This is a genomic window from Mucilaginibacter limnophilus (assembly GCF_004005815.1).
Taxonomy (GTDB): Bacteria; Bacteroidota; Bacteroidia; order Sphingobacteriales; family Sphingobacteriaceae; genus Mucilaginibacter; species Mucilaginibacter limnophilus.
Genome location: NZ_SACK01000001.1, coordinates 921,620 through 946,045 on the forward strand (window position 1 = coordinate 921,620; position 24,426 = coordinate 946,045).

Consider the following 24,426-nt stretch of genomic DNA (forward strand, 5'->3'; position numbering starts at 1 on the left):
TTATGAAAAAGGAAAATGATTTTAAAAGCAGTGGTAACTTCCAGGGAAGTTCAACTGCCGACAGGGCTTTCAATAATCTTCGGGAAGATACCAAGTCAAAAGGAATATCAAACGGCGGTGGCCAGCGGTCAGATCAAACATCAAACCGTGACAATAACCGTAAACACGACAATAAGAAGTCGTAAACATCTGGTTACAAATAAAAAAAGCAGGACTTGTAAGTCCTGCTTTTTTTATTGCTAATGGCGTGTTAAACAGTTGCGGCCGCTTTTAAAACCGGCTGCATTTGCGTAGTAATGGCCATGCGGTTCCATGCATTAATGGCTATTATTGCTACAATAATGTGCGATAAATATTCATCACCAAACAATTCTGCTGCCTGTTTATAAGTAGCGTCAGATACTCGGTTAGATATCCGCGTCACCTCTTCTGTCAATTTTAAAATAGCGCGTTCTTTTTCATCGAAAAAATTAGTTTCATCCCAGGCGTCAAGAGTAAAGATGCGTTGTTGATTTTCGCCATGGGCAAGGGCTTCTTGGGTATGCATATCCAAACAAAAAGCACAGCCATTAATTTGCGATGCACGTATGTTTATAAGATCAAAATGAATTTGGTTTAAGCCGGTGCTGTGTACATAATTGCTTAGTTGAAAAAATGCCTTATAAGCTCCTGGAGTAGTTTTTTGGATGTTAATTCTGTTGCTCATGATATTTGAAATTTTATATCACAAAGTTGCACACCTAACACCCCTCAAAAAATGAACTGAGTTTAAGAAATCAAGCTTTTTTAGCCCTGATCCTGCTGAGAAACTGAGGTGTAAAGCCGAGATATGATGCCAGCATGTACTGTGGTACACGCTGAATGAAAGCCGGGTTTAGCTCACTGAACATGCGGTAACGTTCTTCGTCTGTGAGGCACAAAATGAATTCGACACGCCGTTGAGAAGCTACCAGCGCCTTTTCGTACATAATACGAAGGTACGTTTCAAAGTTGGGCAGCGGGGTTAAAAGCTTATTGTGATTTTGTGGTGTAAGTAACAACAATTCACTGTCTTCAAGCGCCTGCAAATAATAACGTGATGGCTTTCTGCTTAGCAGACTGTCATTATCAGCTATCCACCAGTTCTCAATGCCGAATTGAGTTATCTGTTCCGTAAGTTTATCGTTTACAAAATACAGGCGCATGCACCCTTTAATCACAAAGTAGTTGCCCTTGCATAACTTGCCGGGCTCAAGTAATAGTTCTTTCTTTTTAGGTTTTACTGGTATAAAGCAGTTGGCAAGTTTTTCAGCATCTTCCTCAGAAAACTCAATAAACCGCCTGATATGTGCAACAAGTTCGGGATACATCATGGTTAATGCAAACCTTTACGTTTTAGCAGGCCGCCTGTGGTATCTTCAATACTCTGCAATACTATAAATGCTTTAGGATCAACCTCAAGTATTACCTGCCTGATAGATGGCACCTCAAGCCGTGTTGCCACAGTGAATACAATATCGCGTGTATCGTTTATTTCACCGTCTTTGCCATAACCGCTTTTGCCCTGGTAAATGGTTACACCGCGACCCAACTGATGGGTAATAATCCGGCGGATCAACTCACTTTTGGTGGAGATTACCGTGATGCCTGTATATTGCTCAATACCGTTTAAAATAAAGTCGATCATTTTTGAGGCGGCCAGGTAGGTGAGTACTGAATACAAGGCCCGTTCAATGCCTAAAAAGAATGCAGCGGTACCGAATATCAATACATTAAGCATTAAAATAACGTCGCTTACTTTAACAATTTGCGCTTTTTTACTAACCAGTAAAGCAGCTATTTCCGTACCATCTAAAACAGCGCCGCCACGTATGGCCAACGCGATACCTACGCCAATAAATATTCCGCCGAATACTGCTGTAAGCAGCTTATCTGAAGTTACATCCGGGACGTTAATAAAAGCCAGTGCAAGGGCTAAACCTGCTATGGCGCTAAAACTTTTAATGGCGAATAATGTGCCCAGTTTATTATAGCCAAGCCATAAAAAAGGCACGTTGATTACAAATATTGATATCGATATCGGAATATTAAATATGGTTGATAGCAACATTGAAACGCCTGTTACACCGCCGTCGATAAAGTGGCTCGAAAGCAGGAAACCTTTTAAGCCAAACAGGGCTGATAATATACCCAATACGATCTGTATGGAATTGGAAAAAATGGTTCGTGTGGTAAGCGTTGATTTTTTCTTCATAACCAAATATAACTTTTGAAGCTTAAAAAAGTGGCTTTTAATTTGTTACTTTTGCCATGTAACTGATAACTAAAAGCTTATGAAACGATTGATTTTACTGTTTACCTGCCTCACTATTACAATAGCCGCTTTTGCCCAGAACGATGATATCACGCCGGCAGCACCCGGAGTTACTTACGGCGACAAGGTAACCGCCGATAGAGCCTTACAATTAACCGATTTGAACACCAAACTTGGTAAAGATTCAGTTTACAAAGGCAAGATTACCGGGAAAGTGGTTGAGGTTTGTAAAAAGAAAGGCTGTTTCATGACACTACAAACCACCGGTTCGCCAATTATGGTGCGCTTTACTGATTATGCTTTTTTTATGCCACAAAACATAGTTGGCAAAACCGTTGTGGTTGAGGGCACCGCCACAGTAAAAACTATCCCGGTTGAACGCTTACAGCACTTTGCTGCCGATGCCGGTAAAAGCAAAGAAGAAATAGCTAAGATCACCCAGCCAAAAAAGGATATTCAAATTATGGCTGATGGTGTATTGGTAATGGATTAATAAAAATTTTCAACAAAAGGTCCTGCAGTTGCAGGGCTTTTTGTCATTTCCAACGCCATTCCAAGTCTGTTTGATATGGTATTTTAAGTCTTTTTGCAATGCTTTCCATATCACTTTTTATAGCATTAAAATCAGGGATTGTTTTTGGTATAATCAATCCCTGGCCACCGCTGATGTAAACAAACAAATGCTGTCCGGTTTCAGCAATGTTCTCAATTGCCGACAAACGTATTTTTGATTCACCTTTATCCGTGCCAGCGATAAGTTCATCATCTGTAATTTCCATGTAAACAGAAGTTGCATCTTTATCTTTATAAACTTCATTAACGTGTTTTGTGTAATGTTTTACATATCTCTGTTTTAAATAATAAGGATAAAACAGAAATGCCGTAATTGCTATACCAAAGAAAGTAATAGCTAATGCAGTATCTTGGCTTAAATAAAACAAAATACCTATCAATGTAAATGCTAAGCTTATCCATGCCCAACTACTTGACAATTGTTTTTTTACAGATTTTTTTGTAGAGGCATTATGCAGCAAATAGGTTACATGGTCGGCTTTTGTTAGTATATAGGTATAGGTCATAATTAAACTATAAGGCAATAATAAACAATCTTTACCTAACCACCATCTGCGCAGTATTTCTGCTCAATTGCTCAAGTAATACATCTTTATCTGCCGTAAGTTCCTTTAGCGCTTCCTGTTTGTAATGTCGTACAGTTAACAGGGTAAGCTTATCATTATAACGCACATTAAAGCTTTCTTTAAGGTTTTGTAAAAGCGTTGCAAAGCGGTCTTGATTATAATCAATACAAACGGTAAAGCTTAAGGCCGATGTTTGCATCAAATTGGTTTTAACATGGCTTTTGGCAAATATTTTGAAGATGTCACTCAGGTGGTCTTCGGTGACAAATGAATAATCTTTTGTTGAAACCGATATCAATAGCTGATTCTGCTTAACAATGATAATTGGCTTTTCAAAGCTTGTTTGTCCGTTGTTTTTTATAACAGTTCCTTTAGCAGCAGGATTTGTAAACGATTTAACAAATAAAGGTATTCCGGCGTTTTGCAGCGGCTTTATTGTTTTCGGGTGAATAACCGTAGCGCCGTAATAAGTCATTTCAATAGCCTCGTTATAGCTCAGCTCATCAAACTTTACCGTATCGGCAAATAATTTAGGGTCGGCATTTAATATACCGGGTACATCCTTCCATGTAGTCACTGACTGCGCGCCAAGGCACGAGGCAAAAATGGATGCTGTATAGTCGGATCCTTCACGGCCAAGGGTGGTGGTAAAGTTTTCAGAGGTTCCGCCTAAAAAACCCTGAGTAACAAGCACGCTTTTTTCCAATAGTGCAGGTATATCCTGCTGAATGGTTTGGCAGGTTTTATCCCAGTTAACAACACCTTCACGGTAGGTATTATCGGTATGGATATAACCACGTGCATCTATCCAGCGACTGTTAATGCCACTTTGTTGTAAGTAAGCATTTACAATACGGGTCGAAACCAGTTCGCCGATAGATACTATCTGGTCATAAATAAAATCATAATCATCATGCGGCTCATCTTCAATCATCCAGTCTATCTCTACAAAAGTGTTTTCTACTTCGTCAAAAACAGGATGCGCGGCTTCAAATAACTCACTGATGATGGTATGATGATATATTTTTATTTCTTCATAGATGCCATGCAGGTCGTCAGATTGTTCTGCATAAGCTTTTGCCAGCTTTTCAAGTGCATTAGTGGTTTTGCCCATTGCCGATACCACTATCAACAATTGGTCACTTTCATAGCCTTTTACTATACGTGATAAATTTATAATACCATCAGCGTCTTTTACCGACGCGCCGCCGAACTTAAAAACAAGCATTTTATTTAACATATTGAGCAACGGCTGTATTGCGCCGTATTAACGGTTTGATTTGAGCGTAGGGGATAAGCAATTCTGTTTGCCCTGCCGCGTAAGGTTTAATTTCGTACTGATTGTATAAAAATTTCAGTCCGATAGGGGTGATCATGAAGTTATCGTTAAGCGCGAACTTATCATTAGTGAAGAAATAATCCCGTGCGAGTGATGCGGTATCGCTGAGCATTTCCTGTTTCCTGAATATCTTTTCTGCAACACGTGTAAGGCTGTCTTTGTAATTATCAATCAGTATATCACTCAACTTAAATTCTTTATTTGCTTTTGTATCCCAATTGATAAAACCGGTATAACTTGCGCCATGCGCGCCGCCTTGAAATGTGTAACCGCTAACCTCAATCGCTACAATACCTGAGTCCTGATGCAATACTTTGGCATGGCTTTCCAGTTCGAAATACATTTTTGCTTCCGGAAAATCCTTTTTGAAATCACGGAATTTAACAAGAATGTTCCTGGCATAAGCTTGTAACGAGCTGTCGGCCTTGTCATCCATTGCAAACATTATTAATAGCTTTTTCTCAATACTATCGTTAAGCTTTTGTTGCTCACCAAATTCAGGATATTGGATTACAGCATGTGTGCAGGCGCTATCTTTTCCTTTACCGCAGTTAGTGTCCCGCTCTTCAATGGTTTTGTATTGATAAATTAAAGTATCTGTAAATATGCCACTGTCCTTTTTAGCCGGAACGCCCCACTCACACGAACTAAACAGGGCGAAAGCTATAAGCAAAACTAAAAATGTATATTTCATGCGGAAATAACTTAAAACTCCAGTAATTGTTCTTTGCTCAGGCTTGCGTTAAGCCATCCGGCATCAATTGCCGCGTTATATTTTCTGTAAAAATTAATAGCCGGTTCATTCCAATCGAGCACCTGCCACGTCATTCCGTTAAAGCCGTATTCTTGTGCTTCCTGTATGATCCTATCAAACAAAAGTTTGCCGATACCACGACCGCGCATGGCTTGGGTAACATAAAAATCTTCAAGGTATAACCGGCATCCCTTCCATGTAGAAAAACGGATGTAATACAATGCAAAGCCAACAATCAGCCCGTCAACTTCGGCTACAAAAGCTCTCCAAACCGGTTTGTTACCAAAGCCGGCTTCCTCAAATTCTTCCAGCGTAACGGTCACGGCATTTGGTTCGCGTTCGTAAATAGCCAGCTCGGTAACCAGTTCGAGCAAACGGCGGCAATCATCTTTAACGGCAACACGTAAATGTACCTGCATATCAGTTGTTTTTCCAGTGTTTAATAATCCTGCTGCCAAATATGGTACTGCCAAGCCTAACCTGGTTGCTGCCTTGTTCAATCGCAATCTTATAATCTGACGACATACCCATTGATAGTACCGAGAACTGGTCATCCTTTCTGAAATAGCTTTGTTTTATACCATCAAAAAAGGTGTGCAGCTCATAAAACTCTTCTTTTATTTGCTTTGGGTTTTCGGTGTTAGTTGCAATGCCCATCAATCCGCGGATCTGTACGTTTTTCAATTGTTGAAACTCCTCTGACCGCAGGAGTTCAATTGTTTCATCAAAACCAAGCCCGAATTTGCTGTCTTCATCAGCTATGTATATTTGCAGCAGGCAGTTAATAACACGGTTGTTTTTTAGTCCGTGTTTATTAATTTCCTGCAACAATTTAAGGCTGTCAACAGATTCTATCATGCTGATAAACGGCGCAATATATTTTACTTTATTGGTTTGCAAGTGCCCTATAAGGTGCCATTCTATATCTTTTGGAAGATTTTCATACTTTTCTACTAACTCCTGTACATTATTCTCACCAAATAAACGTTGTCCTGCATGGTAAGCCTCTAATATTTCATCGGCCGACTTAGTTTTTGATACAGCAACAAGCGTTACATTTATGGCATCAGTTTCTTTTTTTAGTTCCTTTATATTATCGGCAATGCTCATATTATGCGTAATTTTGCGGATTAGGCTGCTAAATTACAGAATGAGTAAATATATAGGTTTGTTTTTTTCAGCATTGCTGATTTTATGTTCCTGCAATGACGACCGACCCAAAGGAATTTTAGACGAAAAGCAGATGGCCAATGTACTGGCCGATGTGCATATAACCAATGGTACCATGCTTGCAGTTTCGGGTGCGCCTGATACTTTATACAAGTATGGTACAGGTCGTTATCAAAACGTTTTTAAAAATCATCATACTGATTCTGCGCAGTTTACCAAAAGCCTGAAATACTACGCTTCAAAACCTGAAGAACTGCTGGCCGTTTATGATGAAGTATTAAAAAAGCTTCAAACAAAATCTGATTCCCTGAACAAGGTGTTTCAAAAAGAAACTGCAGCTAATGCCAAAAAACAGCTTACTAAACCTACGGTGGTAAGGTACAGGCAGGCAGACACTATAAAAAACAGACTTCGTGGTAAACTTAAAAGACCGTTTCCACGCAGCAAGAATTTAAAAGAATAACATGTTATACCCTGATAACAGTGCTGATAAACTTGGCTTTAACGAAATAAAAGAGCTGATAAAAGCAAATTGCCTGAGTACTATGGGTCAGCAGATGGTTGATAGAATTCAGGTAATGAATAATTTCGACCAGATAAAAAAGTTCCTGAGCCAGGCGCACGAGTTTAAAAATATTTTACAAAACGACACCGCGCTGCCAATACAGCATTTTTTTGATATTAAAACGCTGGCAAACAAGGCACGCATTGAGGGCGCTTTTTTAACCGAAGATGAGTTTTACCAGGTACAGGCATCGCTTAGTACAGTGTTCGCGGTTATAGCTTACTTTAACGAACGGGAAGGTCAATATCCTAACCTTGAAGCGCTGTTTGAGCATTTGCCAATAGAGCGGTCGATACTGAAAAGCATAGGGCAGGTAATTGACGAAAAAGGCAAAATACGCCCAAACGCTTCCCGCGAACTGATGGAAATTACATCGGGTATTGCAAAAGCCGAGCAGGAAGCCCGCCGGAAAATCGACCAGATATTTAAGAGTGCAGCAGCCAATAACTGGACAGCCGACGGTTCGTTAACTATTCGTGATGGCAGGCTTTGTATTCCATTACTTGCCGAAAACAAGCGTAAACTTAAAGGTTTTGTGCATGACGAATCTGCATCAGGCCAAACTGTGTATATTGAACCTGAAGAAGTTTTTACGCTGAATAATCGCATACGTGATTTGGAGTTTGACCGCCGCCGTGAGATAGTAAAGATACTCACTGCTTTGACAGATGAACTGCGACCGTTTGTGCCGTTGCTATTATCCTATCATGGACTATTGACCAAGCTTGATTTTGTGCGTGCAAAGTCATTATTCGCCATACAAATTGAAGGCGAAATGCCTGAGGTAGTAAATGAGGCAAAGCTGAAACTGGTTAATGCCCGCCATCCCTTATTGTACCTTAACTTCAAAAAAGAAGGTAAAACAGTGGTTCCTTTAAATGTACATATTGATGAAAGTACACGTGTTATAGTGGTTTCGGGGCCAAACGCAGGTGGTAAATCAGTTTGTATGAAAACCGTTGGCCTGTTGCAAATGATGGTGCAGTCGGGCTTGCTTATACCTGCAGCCGATAACAGCGTAGCCGGCGTATTTAAGCAGCTATTTGTTGATATTGGCGACGACCAGTCGATAGAAAGCGACCTTAGTACCTACAGCGCGCATTTAAGCAAGATGAAGCATTTTGCGGAAAACGCGAACGGTAAAACCATGATCCTGATTGATGAGTTTGGTACCGGTACTGATCCGCAATTTGGGGGTCCTATCGCCGAGGCGGTACTTGAAGCCCTCAATCATAAAAAGGTGAAAGGTATGGTAACTACTCACTATTCAAATCTTAAAATATTTGCCAGCAATACTGAAGGGCTTGAAAACGCTTCCATGTTGTTTGATAACCGTGAAATGAGGCCGCTTTATGTACTGGAAGTTGGTAAACCCGGAAGTTCATATGCGTTTGAAATTGCACAAAAGATAGGCTTGCCTGCAAATGTGCTTAATCTTGCAAAAAACAAAATAAGTGCCGGGCAGAAAAAAGTTGATACATTGCTTGTTGATCTTGAACGGGAAAAGAAGGAAATATTTGATACAAAAGTAAAGTTAGACAGGCAGCAAAAACATTTGAACCTGGTGCTTTCTGAAAACGAAAAGCTAAAAAGCTTTCTCGATGAAAATCGCAAAATGCTGTTGAGAAATGCCAAGCAGGAAGCACAGAACATCATTTTAAACGCAAATAAACTTGTTGAAAATACCATAGCAGGTATAAAAAGCAGTAATGCTGACAAAGAAGAAACACGCAAGTTACGCGAAAACCTCAACAACGAACTCAAAAAGACTATTGTTAAACCCGAACCTGTTAAAAAGAATGACGAAGAGATTAAGGCAGGCGACTGGGTAAAGCTGACGGACTCGGAAACTACAGGGCAGGTTATCGAGGTAAACAAGGATAACGTTGTTATAGCGATAGGTGACCTGCGTACGGTAGCTAAGAAAAAACGGGTTCAAAAAGTATCAAAAGCACAGGTGCCAAAAGAGGTGAGAAGAAGTTCTTTGTCCAGCACAAATGATTATGCCAGCTTTAGTCCGGAGATTGATGTGCGCGGTATGCGCGGCGATGAGGCGTTGTATGCTATTGAACGTGTGCTTGACCGCGCGCTGATGATGAGTGTTAATAATATAAAAATACTACATGGCAAGGGCGACGGCATATTACGTAAGTTAATACGCGAATATTTGCGAAAGTACGACCAGGTTAGCCACATGGAAGACGAACACGCTGATAGGGGAGGCGATGGGATTACCTATGTGTATTTAAAATAAGAAAGGCAGCTTAAAAACTGCCTTTTTGTGTTATTTATTATCCGGACTATCACTGCCGTAATCAGGTGTTCCTTCATCGTATTCAGGTTTGTAATCAGCCGTGCCCGGTTCTCCGGGACCGGTAGCACCACCAACTTTTTGTTGCTCTGGTGCTTCGTTATATCCCGCGGCTCCGGTTTCACCACCTGTGTTGGTGCCATCATTATCAGATGTACCCTCTACATAACCTTCTTCTCCTTCAGGCCTGAAATTGTTGTCTCCGGCAACTTCCTGAGATGGTTCGCTTCTCTTAAAATATTCGTTGCCATAACCGGCATTTTGCGATGGGTTGTTTTTATCATCTCCGGAAGGTGTCAAATTGTTTTCACCAAATTTATGGCCGCCTTGCCCTTCAGCTTCCATCCCGGGCGCATCGGCATCCTGCATTTCGCCGCCGAATAAACCTTTTGTCAGGTCTTTTTCCGTTGGATTATTATCATCGTCAACCTTGTAAGCATTGGCTCCGTTAGTAGTTGACGGGTTCTGTTGATCATCATTATAGGCGCTCATAATTTTTTATGTTAGATGTATAATGATAATGCTTAACGGCAAAAAATTGTTTGATTTTTTACGGTTTTGAGTGGAAATGCTATAATTACTATATGCTTTGCAAGCAAACATAACTATAAAACGTTTTGCCGAAGTTCTTTAGCAATGCCTTCTGTAACACAAATAATATCTGCTGCTACATGGCTGTTGTTAGTAATAATTTTCTGGCATTCTGATTTGTAGGGCAGAAGGTATTCCTTATAGGCCGGCACAACATGGTTAACCCATTTATATAGCACATCTTCATTTGAGTAGCCGCGCTCAATCAAATCACGTTTTAAACGGCGTTGAAGCGCAACTTCTTCATCGGCGTCAATAAATACTCTCAGGTCAAGCACGTCAGCTATTTTTCGAAAGTGCAGAATGAACAAGCCCTCAACTATCAGTATGGGGGCAGGTTTTATTTCAAGTGTTTTAGGCGTAGCGTGCGGATTGTTAAACGTATATTCCTGTTTGGTTATTGATTTGTAGTTTAACAGATCTTCAATGTCACGCTCAAAGTGCTCGTGATCTATTGTTGCAGGCAGGTCGAAGTTGTATAGCTTGTTTTCCTCAGCCGTCATGTTGTGGGCAACGGGGAAATAATAGTCGTCCTGCGATACAAGGCAAACCTCGTCTGTTGAAAAATGTTCAAGAAAACACCTCAAAAAAAAAGTTTTGCCAGAGCCGCTGCCACCGGCTATGCCAATTACGTACGGTTTATTCATTAGTAGTGCCGTAGCTCAGGGTTACATGAAAGCGTTTATCTAATGCGCCTAATGATTCGGCAACGTTCTTTGTCATAACAATAACCACATCTTTAGTAGCCTGATTGTCGGTAAAGCGGCCAACCACTTTGGCAAAGGTTGTACGGTTAGTCATGGTGTTGGTAATCTTTATCACCGTGCCAATTGGCGCTGTACGGTGCAATACCAGTTTTTTGTTAGGATCCAGTCCTTCCTCATCAAGCCAGGTAGCCACACCACGCTCGTTTTTTTCATACAAACCAAAACGGTTAGGACGAACGCCGGTGGTAGTACTATCAGTTGATACAGGCATTGTTGAATCGCGAACGGCAGTGGGCTGCTCAATCACAACGGTTTCTGTTTGCGCTGGAGCAGGCTGCGGCTGTGTGGCAGCAGTGGTTGCAGGTACTTTTATTACCTGACCGGGTGACAAATAGTTCGATTTTAATTTATTTAAAGCAATCAGCTGTTCAACCTTTACATTGAAACGACGTGCGATAGCATACAATGTTTCGCCTGCTGATACCTTATAATCCTGCGTTTGCGGCTGGTCGGCAGTAGTGGCTGCAGGTGTAGTTTGCTGAGGTTGTTGTGTAACTACCGGACGATTTTCCTGTACAACAGGAGGAACGGTGGTGGTTTTTGGTTGCTGGGTTACAACAGTACCTGGCGCAGTGCTTTGTTGATCGAAAGGTAATTCGGTAGGTACTTTTATAATATTTCCTATACGTAACGCTGCGTTGTTGTTATATTGAATAATCAGGTTGGGTTTTACATTGTACCGACGTCCTATGGAATAATAATTGTCTTTAGGGTCGAGTTTGTGGAGTATAACTTTTTTTCCGTTATTGTTTTCAACGCCTATTGAATCTCTGAAAGAAGCAGCAAAAACAGTTGAAGAAAATATAGTGGATAATATAAATAGAATAGTCAGTTTAAACTTCATAATTAATTTAAATACAGTTACTTATAATTTAAAAATCAAAACTTCAGTTTTGTTTTTAAGGCAGATGAGCCGGTTTTTATGTAATACAAACGCCTCGGGCTGTAATTTTTGTATATCCGTATTCAATAAAACTTTGTTAACGCCGCCGTTTTTATCAATAATAAACAAGTATTGTTCAAGTGACCTTTCGCCGCGGGTGTGCAAAGATACAATTCTGTACCCATTATATTCAACATAATGGACAAAGCCGCCGTAAGGCTCAATAGGGATATTTAGGCTTGCAATTGCACTGGCGTCAACCATGTCGGGCACCGTTATCGTATTTGTAAACTCTGTATCGATTACAGCGTTGTAAGGCCGAATCATAAATCCGGTTTGTATATCAGCTACATAAAGCTTTTTAGGAAGAAATTGTGTGCTATAAACCACCGGGCCGTTAACCGATAAATGGTCAAATGCCATGGTATAATTACTCCACAGTGTTTCGCCGGTTTGCTCATCAATAGCTATCACTGCCTTGTGTACAGGTGCATTGGCCGATTCATAGTTATGCAACAGCAACACTCCTTTATAGGCAGATTCTAACCCGGCCAGCCACCTTTCATCAAGTGTAAAATCTTCAAAATTAACTTTTCCTGTTTCAATATTTAGTGAAGCAAAACTTACCTGCTTATCAGCTTCATTACGTATTTCTAACAGAAGATTGTTGGTCTTGTCATCTATTTCAAGGCGCCATATCTCGCCTTCAAACTTTTTTGTTATATCAGGATACACACTTAACATATAGTTGACAAATATCACTGTTTATATCCGAAACAGTTTATAGTTTTGACAAACATTGCAACTATAGCAATGTTTAACAATCAACATTTAATTTAAATCTTATGGAAGCTGAAAAAATAAGCCTTGAAGAGCGCAAGGTAAAACCAATAGTTGACATGCTTAACGATTTGCTGGCAAACTATCACATACATTATCAGAAACTGCGTGGTTGCCACTGGAATATAAAAGGCAGAAGTTTTTTTACCCTTCATGCCAAGTTTGAAGAATTATACACTGAAGCGCTCACAACTATTGATGAGCTTGCCGAACGTATATTAACTTTAGGCAAACCGCCTTACAGCACTTTTGCCGACTATATTAATACATCAACTATAAAAGAAGTGAACACTATTGGCATGCCGGATACTGATATGGTTAAAGCTATTATTGATGATATGGCGGCCCTTATAGAGCATGAGCGTGAAATATTAGACGTAACCGCCGAAGCAGGCGACGATGGCACCAATGATATGGTAAACCGCTTTATGCAGTTCAAAGAAAAGAACACCTGGATGCTGCGTTCATTTGTAAACGAAGACTAATCTTTTTGGATTCAAGAGACAGGAGTCAAGAATTAAGATACGAAAAAGCCCTGCTAATAATTAGCAGGGCTTTTTCGTATTGAAGTTATTCTTTTGTCTAACTGGTTTATGACTCCCGACTATAATCGTTAGAATCTAAATCCAAGTGTCAGGAATACGTTATTGTAAGTGCGTTTTAAATTCACATCCGGATTTACAACATCGCCATTGAAAGTGCCGTTAAACATATAAGGCGCATAGTAATAATTTCCTGATGAATGGCTGTAGGTCGCGTCGATGTAATAAGCGCCTTTGCGGTAACCAAGGCCGCCGCTTACAGTTTTAATAGCGTCTTGCTGTCTTTCGTTATTGATAGCGGCATTATAGCCTGTGAACTTATTTGGGCTTGATTGAATGTTATAACCGCCACGCACAAAGAAATTATCGGTAGCGCGAAGTTCGGCGCCAACTTTATAGTTTAAGGTTGATTTGTACAGATAATCGATATCATCATTATCAACCGACATATCAAAATCGTCGCTGCTTAGCTTAGTGCCTTTGTAATCAACATATTCAACGTCGCCGGTGATAAAGCCTCTATCACCTATAAATACTGCAGCACCAAAAGAAGCACGGAAAGGCATTGTCAGATTATATTGTGTTTGATAATCGTTACCATCCCTTTGCAGTCCTTCATTACCAAACCGCGTTTCAACAGTTTCTGAGTATATTTCCTCCATGTTATACCAGGTTGGCGTGGTAATGGTTGCACCTAAACGTAAAGCTTTTGATGGCCTGTAAATAGCACCCAGTTTAGCATTAAAACCTGTACCTCTAACTGATTGGTCGACTAAAAGAGATGTATTGTATGCGCCACCACCGGTGCCATTTTCAACGCCCGATTCAGTAAATGTACTTGAGAAATCACTTCTTAAAGAAGTAATCCCAATGCCAAAACCTATATAAAAGTTATTGCTATGATTTGCGCCAAGTGCTAAGTTAACTTCTGATGCGCCGCCTTCACGTAGGTAGTTCACTCTTTGATTAGGTCCAACTGCCGTAGTAGGCACAATTGAAAAATAGCCAACACCATTATCCTGCTGAACCGGTCCGTCAGTAACTGTCAATCCATGGCTATAGGCAATACCCGCTAAAGGGCTGTCTGAAAAGTCAGGTATAGTTGAACCGCTTGGCACATAATTGAAATTAGTACCTAATTCAGCATAAAAATCGGCTATAGAACTGCCAGATCCTGTGTTTTGGCCACTTACTAAAGCATTATTATAGAAATTACTTGTGCGATTATACGATGCGCCAAAATTGAGACTAAGCCAGCCTTTGGTTTTATCCGAATTGTTATTCCGTAACTGAGAATAGAACACCACGGCCGCATTATTCAGATTGAAACTGTTTTTTGTTGACTGGCTGCGATTTCCATACAATATTGAGCTGGTTTTACTGCCATTAAATTCAGGTGTTATGCTTAGTTCAGAACCGGTGAAAAAACCGATACCGGCAGGGTTGATACTGATGGAACTTAAGTCGCCGCCTAATGCAGTACCTGCATTACCAAGGGCTTTAACCCGGGAAGTAGAACCGGATTGTGAACTCGAAAAATTTATGGCATCCTGTGCGTATTGGGCATAGGCGCCTTGTGTAAGTGCAGCAAGTGCAATTACGGGTAGAATATATTTAGCTTTCATATCAGTGTTATAATGGATAGATAGAATTAGTTACGGCCTCCTCTGCCACCGCCTGAACGGCCACCACCGCCGCCGCCACCAAAACTTCCGCCTGAAGAACGGCCGCTGCTGCCACTGTTAGATGGCGGGCTATATGACGGACGTGAAGGTGGAGTATAAGATGGCCTTGCGCTACGTCCGCCGTCACTTGATTGTCTTACCCCACGACCGGCCGAATTATTTGTACGAACGCCACGTCCGGCAACACTACTATTACGTACTCCGGGGTAATAACCACTACGCACAGTACTGCGGCCAATTCCGTTGCTTAACACATTCCGGGTACCGTTAGCAAAAGTGCCGCCCATGTAAGGGCGAGGGTTACTCCGGTAAGCAGAGTATACACCCCAGTACGGATAACCGCCCCAACCTGTACCCCAATATGAATACGGCGAGTAAAAGCCTCCGTAACCTAAACCACCGTAACCGTATCCCCACGGAGAACCCCAGTATGGTGAATAGCCATAACCTAAACCACCCCAGCCTAAGCCGATTCCGGCGTTCCAGCCGCCCCAGCTATTCCAGCCAAGACCTAGACCATAGCTCGGGCCATAAGGCGCGTAGCCATAGTAAAGGTTATCGTAATAACCAAACGGCGAAAAATAACCAAAACGGTTTATGCGCGACGCGTAATCGTCATAGTAATAATAGTCGTCGTCGCCTGTGTAATAATCATCCTCGTAACCGTCATCAGAAGGTTCATTCTCATCACGATAAACAGGACGCTCGGCGTATACAGGCGCCTCGCCGGCTCTCGCCTGAGTGTTATAAACGTCGTCGGTAGCGCCGGTAGATGCAAGTTTTGGCGTTGAACAGGAGGCCAGCGCCATTGCGCTGATTAAAATTACTCCCGGTATAATATGATGTTTCATGTATATGTTTAGTAAAAAGTTTTCGAGTTCAAATAACTGATAAATTTATAAATTTGGCGGCATTAGTTAATAATTGTCAGGTCAAATTTCATTCCACAATATAAAATGAGCAAAGGTATTATCAGTAAAGACGAAGATTATTCGCAATGGTTTAATGAGTTAGTGATAAAAGCTGATATGGCCGAGTATTCACCTGTGCGCGGCTGTATGATAATTAAGCCATATGGGTATTCTATATGGGAAAAAATGCAGTCGGTGCTTGATAAAATGTTCAAAGACACCGGTCATAGCAATGCTTATTTCCCTTTACTGATTCCAAAATCTTTCTTTTCGAAAGAAGCCAGCCACGTGGAAGGCTTCGCAAAAGAATGCGCGGTGGTAACTCATTACCGCCTCAAGAACGACGAAGACGGGCAGATTATTGTTGATAGCGAAGCAAAGCTTGAAGAAGAGCTGATTATACGCCCTACTTCAGAAACCATTATCTGGAATACTTATAAAGGGTGGATACAATCGTACCGCGATTTGCCTATACTGGTGAATCAGTGGGCCAACGTTATGCGCTGGGAAATGCGTACGCGTATGTTTTTGCGTACCAGCGAATTTTTATGGCAGGAAGGCCATACAGCCCACGCTACCGCTGAAGAAGCCATTGCAGAAACCGAACAGATGTTAGATGTTTATGCCGACTTCGCCGAAAACTGGCTGGCATTACCGGTGGTAAAAGGCCGTAAAACACCAAACGAGCGTTTTGCCGGCGCACTTGATACCTATTGTATCGAAGCGCTTATGCAGGATGGTAAAGCACTTCAGGCAGGAACCTCACACTTTTTAGGGCAGAACTTTGCCAAGGCATTCGATGTGAAATTTGCAAATAAAGAGGGTAAACTGGATTACGTTTGGGCTACTTCATGGGGTGTATCAACCCGTTTGATCGGGGCGCTGATTATGGCGCACTCTGATGATGCAGGACTTGTGCTTCCGCCAAAGCTGGCGCCTATACAGGTAGTTATCGTGCCAATTTATAAACACGATGAAGAGCTACAAAACATCAGCACATATGTAAAAGGTTTAACTGCCGAACTTAAAGCAAAAGGCATATCAGTAAAATTTGACGACCGCGATACCCAACGCCCGGGCTTTAAATTTGCCGAATATGAATTGAAAGGCGTGCCATTGCGCGTTGCCATCGGCAGCCGTGACATGCAGAACGGTACTGTTGAACTTGCTCGTCGTGACACTAAAACAAAAGAAACAGTTAACCAGGAAGGTTTGGCTAATCATATTGAGCAACTGCTTGAGGATATCCAGGCTAATATCTATAAAAAAGCCTTTGATTTCAGGGCTGAAAACATAACCAAAGTTGACAGTTACGATGAATTCAAACGCCTGCTCGACGAGAAACCGGGCTTTATATCAGCACATTGGGACGGCACACCTGAAACCGAGCAAAAAATAAAAGATGAAACCAAAGCGACAATACGTTGCATACCTTTGAATAACGAGCAGGAAGAAGGTGTTTGTATTTTGACAGGCAAGCCTTCGAGCCAGAGGGTACTGTTTGCGAGGGCGTATTAATAACAAGTCCATAGTCAATGGTCGATAGTCCATGGCTGAAAATAAGTTTTACTATGGTCCATTGACTATCGACTATGGACCATGCTGAAAGCACCAACTAAATGAAATTCGCAACCAAAGCTATACATGCAGGGCAGGAGCCCGATCCAACAACAGGCGCGGTAATGACGCCGATATATCAAACGTCTACCTACTGGCAAAAATCGCCGGGCGATAATAAGGGGTATGAATATTCGCGTGGTACTAACCCAACCCGTAAGGCATTGGAAGATTGCCTTGCGGCTTTAGAAAACGCCAGGTTTGGCTTGGCCTTTTCGAGCGGTATGGGTGCAACTGATGCCGTGATGAAGCTGCTAAAACCAGGCGATGAAGTTATTACAGGCGACGACCTGTACGGTGGTTCATATCGTATCTTCACTAAGATATTTGCTAACTACGGTATAAAATTTCACTTTATAAGCTTTAACGATCCGGAGAATATCCGCAACTACGTTAACGAAAATACTAAGCTGATTTGGGTTGAAACGCCAACCAACCCCATGATGCAAATTGTGGATATAGAAGCGGTAAGCAAAATCGCAAAAGACGTAAAAGCTACATTGGTAGTTGATAATACCTTTGCTTCGCCATACCTGCAAAATCCGATTGATTTAGGAGCCAATATCGTAATGCATTCAGTTACCAAATATATTGGCGGCCATAGTGATGTGGTAATGGGAGCGCTGGTAATGAATGATGAAGAGCTTTACAAACGATTATGGTTTATTTACAATGCCTGCGGCGCTACTCCGGGTCCGCAGGATAGCTTTTTGGTGTTGCGTGGTATAAAAACCCTGCATTTGCGCATGAAAGCGCATTGCGAAAATGGACGTAAAATTGCCGAATACCTGAAAAATCATCCGAAGATAGATAAAGTGTACTGGCCGGGCTTTGAAGATTCGCCGGGTTATGCGGTTGCCAAAAAACAAATGCGCGATTTTGGTGGTATGATATCAATTACCCTGAAAGACGCTTCGCTTGAAGATACTTTTAAAGTAGCATCGTCATTCAAAGTATTCTCACTGGCGGAATCATTGGGCGGTGTTGAATCGCTTGTTAACCACCCGCCAACCATGACCCATGGCTCGATACCAAAGGAAGTCCGCGAAAAGGTAGGCGTTACCGACAATTTATTGCGCCTTAGCGTAGGGGTAGAGGATATTGACGATTTACTGGAAGATTTGGAGCAAGCGTTAGCTTAACAGAACATTATAAATAACGCGTCATTGCGAGGTACGAAGCAATCTCTGAACTTTTCATGTGGATCTGCATGTGTAGAGATTGCTTCGTGCCTCGCAATGACGTTTAATGGGTAAAATGACAGACAATCTCAAAGCTTTTCTCGACGCCAAGGTAGCCCAATACAACCAACCCAATTTCATTGCTAACGACCCGGTTTGTATCCCGCATATGTTCAGCAAAAAACAGGATATCGAAATTATGGGTTTTTGGGCTGCTACACTGGCATGGGGACAAAGAGTTACCATCATTAAAAAATGTAAAGAGCTAATAGGATTAATGGATGGCGCACCTTACGATTTCATCATTAACCACAAGGAACCCGATCTTAAAAAGCTGCTCAGCTTTAAACACCGCACGTTTAATGATGTAGATACACTGTACTTCATTCATTTCTTCAGGCAACACTATGAAAAGTTTGAATCTTTAGAAGACGCGTTTATACCCTCGGGTGGCGATTATTCCCCCTTTAGGGGATTAGGGGGCTTTCGCTCGTATTTTATGTCTTTGCCTGATTTTCCGCAGCGTACAAAAAAGCACGTATCATCACCATCGCAAAACTCCACCTGCAAGCGGCTTAATATGTTTTTACGCTGGATGGTACGCAAAGACAATAACGGTGTTGACTTTGGTATCTGGAACAAAATTAAACCTGCTGACCTAATTATGCCGTGTGACCTGCATGTGGATAGGGTAGCACGTAAACTCACCCTTATTCAGCGTAAACAAACCGATTGGCAAACCGCTGTTGAACTAACTGATAATCTACGCCAATTCGATCCTGCCGATCCGGTTAAGTATGATTTTGCCTTATTCGGACTTGGGATAGAGGAAAAGTTTTAGCCAATTGATCAAACGAATGTTTATTAATTATGTATTAACAAGTTAACACAAACTAAGCGTGTAAACTTATCTCATAAAAAATATCAACATCTATTGTTTATATCAATAATAATCAACTATATTTACAAAATAATACCAATTGTAAACCTATATAAGGCACATCAGTAACCAGGTGTGCTTTTATTTGAACTACTTGCTAAAACGTTTTCAAATACGCTGTATATCATGGTGTAATTGCCCTTTTTTGCTCGATTTTTATTGCTAAAATGTTTTATTGATTTAATGATTTTGCAACTAACCATTCTAAAATAAACCAATATTATTAATTATGAAAAAACAATTATTGCTATGCGCGGCATCAGCAGCGTTATTGCTAACACAAAGCTGCCAGAAAAACGAAGCGCTTAAATCAGCAGGAAAAGACCTCGACTCAAAAAAGAAAACAAATGCTGTTGCGTATCAAGACAACACTGTAACTAATTTCTTTAAACGCACATCAGGCGCCCAGGCATTTGACGGCGCCTTTTCCATCCGTATGCAAGACGGGCGCGACGTATGGCTGAATAACGACACCTTTTACAATCAGCTTAATACTTCAAACAACACTCTTCCTTGCATCTTTAATAATCATAACACCACGTTGTTGCAGCCTGCCAGCCATAGCTGGGCGCCTGCAAATACCTCAACACTTACCTATTTAGGGAACCCTACCTTATTTCAAACGTTAAGCTCAAGTACCTGGTTTTGGACTACCACCGGTGTTGAAATTGGCGGCGCGGCTTATGTTTATTGTAATGAAATAACCGCATCCTCAGGCGGTTTAGGTTTTGCACATGTAGGTCAGATACTTGGCCGTTTAAACCTGTCAACCAACGCCGTAACATATACTTCACTGCCTGCTTTAAACGGTATAAATTTCGGTGTAGGTATGATTAAAGGTATTGATGGTTATGTTTATGTGTATGGCTATAAACCGCAAGGCGCACCAAGTGTAGCGGTTAATATTTATAATGCACGTTTTCCAACAAGCAATCCGGGCTCATGGACATTCTGGAACGGTTCATCATATGTAAGTTCAGCTACATCTGCGGCAGTGATAGGCACCGCACCATCAAGTGGTGTATTTGTATCATATGTGAATAACAAAGTAGTAATGGTTACCACACAGTTCAATTTGCAATGTGACCAAGGTACTGCCATTTATGGTTGCAAAAGCACAAGCTTAACAGGTCCGTTCTCGGCACAGCAGGTTATTTATAATATACCGGATGTTAAACAAGGCCACACCCCATTCTTCTATACACCGGTTATTCATCCGCAATTCTCGGCTAATAACGAATTTTTAATGACCTATTGCATCAATACCTATAAACCATGTGTACCTGAATGCGTGAATGGACAATTTGATCCGGACAGCTATCGCCCGAGAGGAGTAAGGGTGCCATATTCGGTATTAGGCTTATAATCGGCAGGCAACTAACCAACACTACATAAACCAATTAGTAATTATGAAAAAACAATTATCGCTATTGGCAGTCGCTGCTGCCTTAGTAGTTGTGCAAGGTTGTAAAAAAACCGAAAGTACACAATCATCTGATAACCAATTAAATTCTAACAAACGGGTTAACGGTCCTGTAAGCGATTATGCCGAGTACAAAATATCTTGTGTAACCGGCGGCAAATTTATTGAAGTAAACGGCAACCCGGGTGCTAACCAAAAATATCAGGATTTGCAAACGCTCGGGCAATGGCAGGCAACCGGCGACGATGAGAAAGATGGATGGCAGCGCTGGTACACAGTGTATGCTACTACAGTAAGCGGCGTGAAATATTACTGGCTGCGCAATTCATTCAGCGGTAAAGTAATGGAGTCGCCTAACAACACATCAGGTTCACAGTTGCGTCAGGCTCGTACACCGTTTTTAGGATATCCTGATGCTCAAATGTGGCGCATAACTGAAATTGGCACAACAGGGCAGTACAACATTATTAATAAAGGTAACGGCCTTTATGTTGCTAATGCAGGCGGCTCAACCACCAACGGTACGGCTATTATCCAGGAAACATCCAACGGTAACAACCGTCAAAAGTGGGTATTCACGGCGCGGACTGCCAGCACTTACAGGGATGATAATGTTGTTCGGTTTTTCGAGCGTAACGGCACTTCACAGGGCTCAGTTGCATTTGACGAGGGCACCAGTATTCCGCTTACCTGGAGTAGCAACAACGGCAAAATACTGTGGGTAACTCAGGACGCCTTCGATGGATCGGCATTACAGTCGAACGGCATGTTTGTATGCGGTGGATTTTTCCAATATGGAAATTCAATGTTCCTGCAGAACAATATTTATGACTGGAGCCCAAGCGGTGCTGCCAACATAACCCGTGGTGGTAACAGGCGTATTGTTGATATTCAATCGGGCGATAGCTTTGCATGGCCTGGTCCAGGTATCGAGATCGGTCAGCACGTGTATGTACAGGTAGGAGAAGGTAATGGTCTTACACTAAACAGGCAATCACTTTGGGATTTGACCGAAAGCACCAGCACAGCTTGGACAGGAGTGCGAACTACGCCTGCAGGCATGAGCAATCAAACCAATATCAGCTATGCCTGTGGTATGGTAAAACGGCCTGATAACTACGTGTATGTATTTGGCGCGATGGGTACAGGCTTTGGTTATACATCAAACATCCACGTAGCACGTTTCCCGACAAGCAACCCGCAATTATGGACGTTCTGGAACGGTTCAAGCTGGACAAGCACACCAACAACCGGCGACCCCGCCCGCGTTAGCGATGCATTGGGCAGCAGTTACGTAGCGTTTGTGAACAATAAATATGTGTTGATGACTATGGATCAGGGCTTTAATTGTGATGCAAGCAGAAACATTTACATATCTACATCAAGCAGCCCTACCGGTCCGTTCACGGCACGTACAAAAGTTTATACCATACAGGAAAATCTTAACGGCAATTATGCACGCTATTATACCGCGGTAATTCACCCTGAGCATGATAATGGAAAAAATGAACTCTTGCTTACTTACTGCCTAAACTATGATGCCTGCGGACAGGGATCATGCAGCGGTTCGTACCTCGATCCGTATTTCTATCGTGTTAAAGGTATTCGGGTACCTTATTCAAAAATAGGTTTGTGAAAATTTAAAGGCAATTTTAGGTTAGTTTTGCCTCGATACATCCCAACAGCTAAAACTGTTGGGATGTTGCTTTACAATGATTTGTAAATTACTAAAACGTTTTATATGTTTACAGCGACAACCAATTGTTACCAAAAATTAAGCATGAAAAAAAAATTACTGTCGGGCGCCGTAGCGTTATTGCTGTTAACTCAAGCATGCCGTAAAACGGAAGTAGCCGAAAAAAACACTCAACTGCCGGTTACAACAATCGAAAACTCTTCGGGGTTAAGGTTAAACGCAGTAGGCGATTATGGAACTTATCAAGTTATAGGAGCTGAAAACGGGAAAAGTGCACGTATCCAAAACTTTTCAATTGCAAACGGAGGTATGGTGGAACTTGCTAACTATGATAATGCAGCGCATAGCAAATGGCGTATTACATATACAGGTAATAATTACTATAAAATAATGAACCTTGGTAGCGGTAAAATGCTTGAGTCGCATTTGTTTAATGGTCAGTATTTACTTGTTCAGGTTTCTTCACGTGATATTGATGAGCAACTTTGGGGGCTTACGGAAGTAGGCAACAAACAATACATAGCAGTTAACAAAGCCAGCCGTTTAGCAGCAACACTTGATGCAAACGGCAAAATTAAACTTGAAGCGTATTCGGGAAAAGCGAGTCAGAAATTTGGATACAATGAATTGCAGAATACTGCTTACCGTGACGATGATGTTGTAAATTTTTTCCATCGCAGATTACCTTCACAAGGCTCGGTGGCATTTGACCAGGGTAGCAGTATTCCGCTTACATGGGGCGCAAATGCCGGAAAAGTACTTTGGATAGCAGAAGACTCTTTTGACGGATCACGTTTGGTTAGCGCAACTAATGCAAACTTACAATGCGGTTTTTTTCAATACAATAACTCGGTATTGATTCAGCCCTCATTAACTGATTGGAACCCGGATAACACACCAAACATGACCATAGCCAACAGCGCTCAGGGAAGGCCTCGCCAGGTATTTGACAATCAGCCTGGAACCGACTGGAGCTGGCCCGGCGTAGGTGTTGAAATTGGTGATAAAGTGTATGTGTACAACGGCGAAGGTAAAGGCTTAGGTATCACTAATCAATCGTTATTTGAGTTAAAGCAAGAGGCCGGTACCCAATGGCAGGTAAAACGTACCACGCCTGCAGGTTTAAGCAACCAAACAGATATCGGTTATGCTGTTGGCATGGTAAAGCCAGGCGATGGTTATGTGTATTCATACGGAAGCAAAGGCGTGTTCTTCAATACTTCGAATGTTTATGTTGCACGTTTCCCTGAAAGTGATCCTCAGGACTGGTCTTTCTGGAACGGTACCGTATGGTCGAAAACCCGCACATCAGATAACAAAGCATCAATTGCTACTACTCAGCAAAATGTAAACATCAGTTACCTTAACGGTAAATATATTATGATGGTTATGGATTTAGGATGGTTTTGTGACCCTGAAAAACATAATATTTATATGGCAACCGCTACAAGTCCGCTTGGGCCGTTTACATCCCTTAAATATGTATTTACTATTGAAGACAGATATCGCGGGCATTTAAACCGTTACTATACACCAATGATACATCCGGAGTTTAATAATGGTAAAAATGAATTATTGATCACCTATTCGGTTAATTTTAATGAATGTAATACCGGTGATAACTGTAAAGACAATCAAATGGAATCAATACAATACCAGGTTAAAGGTGTAAGGGTCCCGTATTCACTGATAGGCTTATAATCCTTAATAAATTAAACTATATATCAACGGCCGCTAATTGCGGCCGTTTCTTTTTAAATTATAAAATAAAAGCGCCCC

The 24,426-nt window shown here is 41.5% G+C and carries 25 protein-coding genes; 11 read left to right on the plus strand and 14 right to left on the minus strand.

Annotation, left to right across the window (positions count from 1 at the left end; genetic code table 11):
• Nucleotides 1-2 precede the first annotated feature (2 nt).
• Nucleotides 3-185: a hypothetical protein gene (locus tag EOD41_RS03770; protein WP_127703428.1), complete on the plus strand. Its 183-nt coding sequence runs from the start codon at nucleotides 3-5 to the stop codon at nucleotides 183-185.
• A 65-nt stretch (nucleotides 186-250) separates the two neighbouring features.
• Here EOD41_RS03770 and EOD41_RS03775 read toward each other — a convergent pair whose 3' ends face one another.
• The 3 genes from EOD41_RS03775 to EOD41_RS03785 all read right to left on the minus strand — a co-directional run bounded on the left by EOD41_RS03775 (nucleotide 251) and on the right by EOD41_RS03785 (nucleotide 2,233).
• The gene (locus EOD41_RS03775; RefSeq protein WP_127703429.1) at nucleotides 251-706 is read right to left on the minus strand and encodes a carboxymuconolactone decarboxylase family protein; all 456 of its coding nucleotides are present in this window, start codon (nucleotides 704-706) and stop codon (nucleotides 251-253) included.
• A 70-nt stretch (nucleotides 707-776) separates the two neighbouring features.
• A complete protein-coding gene (locus EOD41_RS03780) occupies nucleotides 777-1,352 on the minus strand; it encodes a Crp/Fnr family transcriptional regulator (RefSeq protein ID WP_240663168.1) in 576 nt (191 codons plus the stop codon).
• Between the two features lie 2 nt (nucleotides 1,353-1,354).
• Entirely contained in the window at nucleotides 1,355-2,233 is an 879-nt protein-coding gene (locus EOD41_RS03785) for a YitT family protein (RefSeq protein WP_127703430.1), read from the minus strand.
• 79 nt (nucleotides 2,234-2,312) lie between these two features.
• On the opposite strand from EOD41_RS03785, the gene EOD41_RS03790 reads away from it, so the two are divergent.
• A complete protein-coding gene (locus tag EOD41_RS03790) occupies nucleotides 2,313-2,786 on the plus strand; it encodes a DUF4920 domain-containing protein (RefSeq protein WP_127703431.1) in 474 nt (157 codons plus the stop codon).
• Between the two features lie 43 nt (nucleotides 2,787-2,829).
• Here EOD41_RS03790 and EOD41_RS03800 read toward each other — a convergent pair whose 3' ends face one another.
• The 5 genes from EOD41_RS03800 to EOD41_RS03820 are packed head-to-tail and all read right to left on the minus strand — an operon-like array spanning nucleotide 2,830 to nucleotide 6,635.
• A complete protein-coding gene (locus EOD41_RS03800; protein WP_127703432.1) occupies nucleotides 2,830-3,372 on the minus strand; it encodes a YcxB family protein in 543 nt (180 codons plus the stop codon).
• Between the two features lie 31 nt (nucleotides 3,373-3,403).
• Nucleotides 3,404-4,660 (minus strand): aspartate kinase, encoded by a 1,257-nt coding sequence (locus EOD41_RS03805; protein WP_127703433.1) that lies wholly within the window; start codon nucleotides 4,658-4,660, stop codon nucleotides 3,404-3,406.
• A 1-nt stretch (nucleotide 4,661) separates the two neighbouring features.
• Nucleotides 4,662-5,465, minus strand: a complete 804-nt coding sequence (locus EOD41_RS03810) for a DUF3298 and DUF4163 domain-containing protein (RefSeq protein ID WP_127703434.1) — start codon at nucleotides 5,463-5,465, stop codon at nucleotides 4,662-4,664.
• An 11-nt stretch (nucleotides 5,466-5,476) separates the two neighbouring features.
• The gene (locus tag EOD41_RS03815) at nucleotides 5,477-5,944 is read right to left on the minus strand and encodes a GNAT family N-acetyltransferase (RefSeq protein ID WP_127703435.1); all 468 of its coding nucleotides are present in this window, start codon (nucleotides 5,942-5,944) and stop codon (nucleotides 5,477-5,479) included.
• Between the two features lies 1 nt (nucleotide 5,945).
• Nucleotides 5,946-6,635 carry a YggS family pyridoxal phosphate-dependent enzyme gene (locus EOD41_RS03820; protein ID WP_127703436.1) on the minus strand — a complete coding sequence of 230 codons (690 nt, stop codon included), beginning with the start codon at nucleotides 6,633-6,635 and terminating at the stop codon, nucleotides 5,946-5,948.
• Between the two features lie 40 nt (nucleotides 6,636-6,675).
• Between EOD41_RS03820 and EOD41_RS03825 the strand changes: the two genes are divergently transcribed.
• Together EOD41_RS03825 and EOD41_RS03830 are read left to right on the plus strand one after the other, a co-directional pair.
• The gene (locus EOD41_RS03825) at nucleotides 6,676-7,158 is read left to right on the plus strand and encodes a DUF4296 domain-containing protein (RefSeq protein WP_164849877.1); all 483 of its coding nucleotides are present in this window, start codon (nucleotides 6,676-6,678) and stop codon (nucleotides 7,156-7,158) included.
• A 1-nt stretch (nucleotide 7,159) separates the two neighbouring features.
• Nucleotides 7,160-9,514 (plus strand): endonuclease MutS2, encoded by a 2,355-nt coding sequence (locus EOD41_RS03830; RefSeq protein ID WP_127703438.1) that lies wholly within the window; start codon nucleotides 7,160-7,162, stop codon nucleotides 9,512-9,514.
• 30 nt (nucleotides 9,515-9,544) lie between these two features.
• Here EOD41_RS03830 and EOD41_RS03835 read toward each other — a convergent pair whose 3' ends face one another.
• The 4 genes from EOD41_RS03835 to EOD41_RS03850 all read right to left on the minus strand — a co-directional run bounded on the left by EOD41_RS03835 (nucleotide 9,545) and on the right by EOD41_RS03850 (nucleotide 12,574).
• Nucleotides 9,545-10,063, minus strand: coding sequence for a hypothetical protein (locus EOD41_RS03835; RefSeq protein WP_127703439.1), 519 nt, complete (start codon nucleotides 10,061-10,063; stop codon nucleotides 9,545-9,547).
• Between the two features lie 113 nt (nucleotides 10,064-10,176).
• Nucleotides 10,177-10,809, minus strand: a complete 633-nt coding sequence (locus EOD41_RS03840; RefSeq protein ID WP_127703440.1) for a uridine kinase family protein — start codon at nucleotides 10,807-10,809, stop codon at nucleotides 10,177-10,179.
• Nucleotides 10,802-11,773: a DPBB and LysM peptidoglycan-binding domain-containing protein gene (locus EOD41_RS03845; protein WP_127703441.1), complete on the minus strand. Its 972-nt coding sequence runs from the start codon at nucleotides 11,771-11,773 to the stop codon at nucleotides 10,802-10,804. The genes EOD41_RS03840 and EOD41_RS03845 overlap by 8 nt, the downstream gene beginning before the upstream one ends.
• A 21-nt stretch (nucleotides 11,774-11,794) precedes the next feature.
• Complete coding sequence (locus EOD41_RS03850) at nucleotides 11,795-12,574, minus strand: DUF4905 domain-containing protein (protein ID WP_127703442.1); 780 nt, start codon at nucleotides 12,572-12,574, stop codon at nucleotides 11,795-11,797.
• Between the two features lie 83 nt (nucleotides 12,575-12,657).
• On the opposite strand from EOD41_RS03850, the gene EOD41_RS03855 reads away from it, so the two are divergent.
• Nucleotides 12,658-13,137, plus strand: coding sequence for a Dps family protein (locus tag EOD41_RS03855; RefSeq protein WP_127703443.1), 480 nt, complete (start codon nucleotides 12,658-12,660; stop codon nucleotides 13,135-13,137).
• Between the two features lie 128 nt (nucleotides 13,138-13,265).
• Here the strand turns inward: EOD41_RS03855 and EOD41_RS03860 are convergent, their stop codons facing one another.
• Both EOD41_RS03860 and EOD41_RS03865 read right to left on the minus strand, forming a co-directional pair.
• Nucleotides 13,266-14,819, minus strand: coding sequence for an OmpP1/FadL family transporter (locus EOD41_RS03860; RefSeq protein ID WP_127703444.1), 1,554 nt, complete (start codon nucleotides 14,817-14,819; stop codon nucleotides 13,266-13,268).
• Between the two features lie 26 nt (nucleotides 14,820-14,845).
• Nucleotides 14,846-15,730 (minus strand): hypothetical protein, encoded by an 885-nt coding sequence (locus tag EOD41_RS03865; RefSeq protein WP_127703445.1) that lies wholly within the window; start codon nucleotides 15,728-15,730, stop codon nucleotides 14,846-14,848.
• 105 nt (nucleotides 15,731-15,835) lie between these two features.
• Between EOD41_RS03865 and proS the strand changes: the two genes are divergently transcribed.
• The 6 genes from proS (at nucleotide 15,836) to EOD41_RS03895 (ending at nucleotide 24,348) form a co-directional block, all read left to right on the plus strand.
• Nucleotides 15,836-17,308: a proline--tRNA ligase gene (gene proS / locus EOD41_RS03870; RefSeq protein WP_127703446.1), complete on the plus strand. Its 1,473-nt coding sequence runs from the start codon at nucleotides 15,836-15,838 to the stop codon at nucleotides 17,306-17,308.
• Between the two features lie 101 nt (nucleotides 17,309-17,409).
• Nucleotides 17,410-18,549 (plus strand): cystathionine gamma-synthase, encoded by a 1,140-nt coding sequence (locus EOD41_RS03875; RefSeq protein WP_127703447.1) that lies wholly within the window; start codon nucleotides 17,410-17,412, stop codon nucleotides 18,547-18,549.
• A 115-nt stretch (nucleotides 18,550-18,664) separates the two neighbouring features.
• Nucleotides 18,665-19,429, plus strand: coding sequence for a TIGR02757 family protein (locus EOD41_RS03880; RefSeq protein WP_127703448.1), 765 nt, complete (start codon nucleotides 18,665-18,667; stop codon nucleotides 19,427-19,429).
• Nucleotides 19,430-19,757: 328 nt separating this feature from the next.
• Nucleotides 19,758-20,894 (plus strand): hypothetical protein, encoded by a 1,137-nt coding sequence (locus EOD41_RS03885; RefSeq protein WP_127703449.1) that lies wholly within the window; start codon nucleotides 19,758-19,760, stop codon nucleotides 20,892-20,894.
• Between the two features lie 43 nt (nucleotides 20,895-20,937).
• On the plus strand, nucleotides 20,938-22,587 hold the full coding sequence (locus tag EOD41_RS03890; RefSeq protein WP_127703450.1) for an RICIN domain-containing protein: 1,650 nt from the start codon (nucleotides 20,938-20,940) through the stop codon (nucleotides 22,585-22,587).
• A 144-nt stretch (nucleotides 22,588-22,731) separates the two neighbouring features.
• Nucleotides 22,732-24,348: an RICIN domain-containing protein gene (locus tag EOD41_RS03895; RefSeq protein ID WP_164849878.1), complete on the plus strand. Its 1,617-nt coding sequence runs from the start codon at nucleotides 22,732-22,734 to the stop codon at nucleotides 24,346-24,348.
• Nucleotides 24,349-24,426 lie beyond the last annotated feature (78 nt).